Below are 2,907 nucleotides of genomic sequence, written 5' to 3' on the forward strand. Positions count from 1 at the left end.
TTTAACCTTAACATTAGATGTATTTAAATGCAGAGATTAGCAAATTACCTAGAACAGATAGTTTAGTTTAACCTTAACATTAGATGTTTTTGTTTTTTGTAAGGCCAAATTGGTTCTTTCCAATGTTAGTTGAATTCTTGTGTAATCAATGAGATAATACTAGATAAAATAACAAAAAAAGGAAAAAGATAAAACTATGATAAGCCAGCTAATACAATTACTAGATAAAAATTTAAAATATAAAGAAATGAATACAGTCGAAGATACAATATATATATTCAAACTACCTCTAATAGGCTTCAAGCGATTTGTCCATATTGTCAATCAACTTCTAAAAAGGTTCATTCCAAATATGTGCGTAGCTTTCAAAATTTACCTATTCAAAATAAAAAGGTAATTATTCGATTAAATAATCGTAAATATTTTTGTGAAAATATAAACTGTATAAAAACAACATTTTCTGAAAGTTTTGAATGTATTGAATTTAAATCTAAAAAAACAAATCGGTTAATAAAACATATAGAAAACACAGCAATGCATCTTAGTTCAATTAATGCTTCTAAAATTTTAAAAAGATTTGTAAAAATATCTAAAAGTACAGTTTGTAACATATAAAAAAAGAACCTTGTTGATATTGATTATCAAACTCCAGTTTCTATTTGTTTAGATGATTTTGCTTTTAAAAAAAGAGAAACTTATGGAAGTATTTTAGTTAATTTAGATAATAGTAAAGTAATCGATATTTTAGAGTCTAGAGATTGGGAATCTGTATCAAAATGGTTAATGAAATTTCCTAATTTAAAAATTATTAATAGAGATGGATCTCATATTTATTCAAAAGCAATTAGAGAAGCTCATCCAAAAGCAGTTCAAGTTGCTGATTACTTTCACTTTTTAAAAAATTTAACTGTTTATTTAAAAAGTTGCATAATAAGAAAGATTCCAAGAATAATTAAACTTAAAGTAGATGTAAAAAACAATGAAGAAGAAATCAAGCTTAATCAATCATCTTTAAAAATACAAGATAAATATAGTGAATGCGAACTTAGAATAAAAGTAAAAAAACTATTCAAAGAAGAAAATCACTTAGTGAAATTTGTAAATTATTGTCGTTACAATATAGAAGCGTTAAGAAATACATAGAAGGTCCTGCGCTTGCAAAAAATAAAAGTCTTACTCAAAAACAAGAACTTAAAGAATCTATTATACAAGAAGCAAAAAGGCTTTATAATGAAATAGGATTAAGATAAACTGAAATATCAAAATTACTTAATCTTGATGTCAAAACAGTTTCATCATATTTGAATGGTAAAACTGTGCCACAAGATACTCTGAAGAACGAACAAAATCAATTGAAAAATATAAAGAGTTTTTAATATTCTCATTAAATCACAAAATAGATTTTAATGAAATTTTTGAATTAATAAAGAAATTGGGGTACTCTCAATCAGCACGAACACTCCGTGTATATATCGCTAATCTAAAAAAAGTTAGAGTAGAAGAGCTTTTAGAAAATAATTGTGGTAAAGCTGATAAAGTAATCATTAATATTTATAGAAGTAAACTTGTTTCTCTTCTTTATAAACCGATTAAAGATATAAAGGATATATCAGAAAAAATACTAATAAAAATTTAGTTGTTAATCAAAATACAAATATAAAAGAAATATACATAGATTTTGAAGGGATACAAAATGCTATAAAATATCGAACAACTAATGGTTTAGCCGAAGGAAGTGTAAATAAGTTAAAAACAATAAAGAGAACAATGTATGGGAAAGCTTCATTTGAAACCTTAAGAAAAAAATTACTCTGGAGCTATGATTTAAAATAAGATCTTTCAACTAACATTGGAAAGAACCATAAAAAGACAGCAGAAATGCAATTTAAAAAAGCAACACTTAGTATAAAAAAAAGATACCATTGACAAATAACCAAAATAACACTTTAATAAGTTAGACGACGAAATCTAATTATTAAGGGGTGTATAAAGGATGTTGCCAATGATCAATAAATATAATATCAAAACTATGTATTCTATTCAAGGAAAATCTTTAAGAGAAATTGCTAGAGAGACTGGACATACTTTTAGAACTGTTAAAAAATATGCTTTAACTGAAGATTTTTCTGATAAAATTATCAGAAGACCAGGAGTAAGTTCACTTGATCCATTTAAAGAAACAATTAATCAATGGCTAATTAGCGATTTAGGTTCTCCTCGAAAACAACGCCATACTGCTAAAAAAGTTTTTGAAAGGTTATGCGAAGAGTTTTCAGATACTTTTAATATTAGCTATTGTGACTGATATAATAGATTGTAAAATTTTGTTAGAGAAGCCTGCAAATTTTCGTGAGAGGAGAATGCTTGATTTTTCAAAAAAAATATTGTAATAAAAGTAGTCATTAAATTATAAGGAGATGACTGCTTTGAAAGGACTGTATATGTTTGAAGAAATAAAAAAGTTAAAGGCATTACCTCTAAAATTAAAAGAATCTCAAGTTGCTAAACAATTGAATATTGATACTAGAACAGTTAAAAAATATTGGAATATGACTGAACAAGATTTTTTTAATCTTGTAAAAAAACTTAATGAAAGTAAATCAAAAGCAGTATTAGATCAATATAAAGATGAAATATTAGGATTCTTAATGACTTACAAAAGTTTTTCTGCTGCTCAGGTTTATGACCGTTTAAAAGAACAACATATTAATTTTAATTTATGCGAAAGCAGTGTTAGAAATTACGTTGCTAAATTAAGAGAACAACATAATCTTAATAAAAAAATTAAAGAACGAGAATACGTAGCTGTAGAAGAACTTCCTATGGGGAAGCAAGCGCAAGTAGACTTTGGAGAAATTATTCTTTACGATATTGAAAATAAACCCGTAAAAGTGTGGACTTTTGCAA

5 protein-coding genes and 1 pseudogene are annotated in these 2,907 nt (G+C 25.8%); all 6 read left to right on the forward strand.

Annotation, left to right across the window (positions count from 1 at the left end):
• Window positions 1-306 precede the first annotated feature (306 nt).
• Entirely contained in the window at window positions 307-615 is a 309-nt protein-coding gene (locus ACWI69_RS11915) for a transposase family protein (RefSeq protein ID WP_448822055.1), read from the forward strand.
• A 42-nt stretch (window positions 616-657) separates the two neighbouring features.
• Window positions 658-1,143, forward strand: coding sequence for a transposase (locus tag ACWI69_RS11920; protein WP_448822056.1), 486 nt, complete (start codon window positions 658-660; stop codon window positions 1,141-1,143).
• 289 nt (window positions 1,144-1,432) lie between these two features.
• A complete protein-coding gene (locus ACWI69_RS11925; RefSeq protein WP_448822053.1) occupies window positions 1,433-1,636 on the forward strand; it encodes a hypothetical protein in 204 nt (67 codons plus the stop codon).
• A gap of 35 nt (window positions 1,637-1,671) precedes the next feature.
• Entirely contained in the window at window positions 1,672-1,833 is a 162-nt protein-coding gene (locus ACWI69_RS11930; protein ID WP_448822057.1) for a transposase, read from the forward strand.
• A 160-nt stretch (window positions 1,834-1,993) separates the two neighbouring features.
• A complete protein-coding gene (locus tag ACWI69_RS11935) occupies window positions 1,994-2,305 on the forward strand; it encodes a hypothetical protein (RefSeq protein WP_448822054.1) in 312 nt (103 codons plus the stop codon).
• Between the two features lie 121 nt (window positions 2,306-2,426).
• A pseudogene (locus ACWI69_RS11940) lies at window positions 2,427-2,907 on the forward strand (hypothetical protein); the annotation flags it as partial.

The sequence above is a fragment of the Cetobacterium sp. genome (assembly GCF_977044495.1).

Coding starts and splice junctions, on each gene's coding strand:
- ACWI69_RS11935 (WP_448822054.1), top strand. CDS start 1,994: ATGTTGCCAATGATCAATAAATATAATATCAAAACTATGTATTCTATT.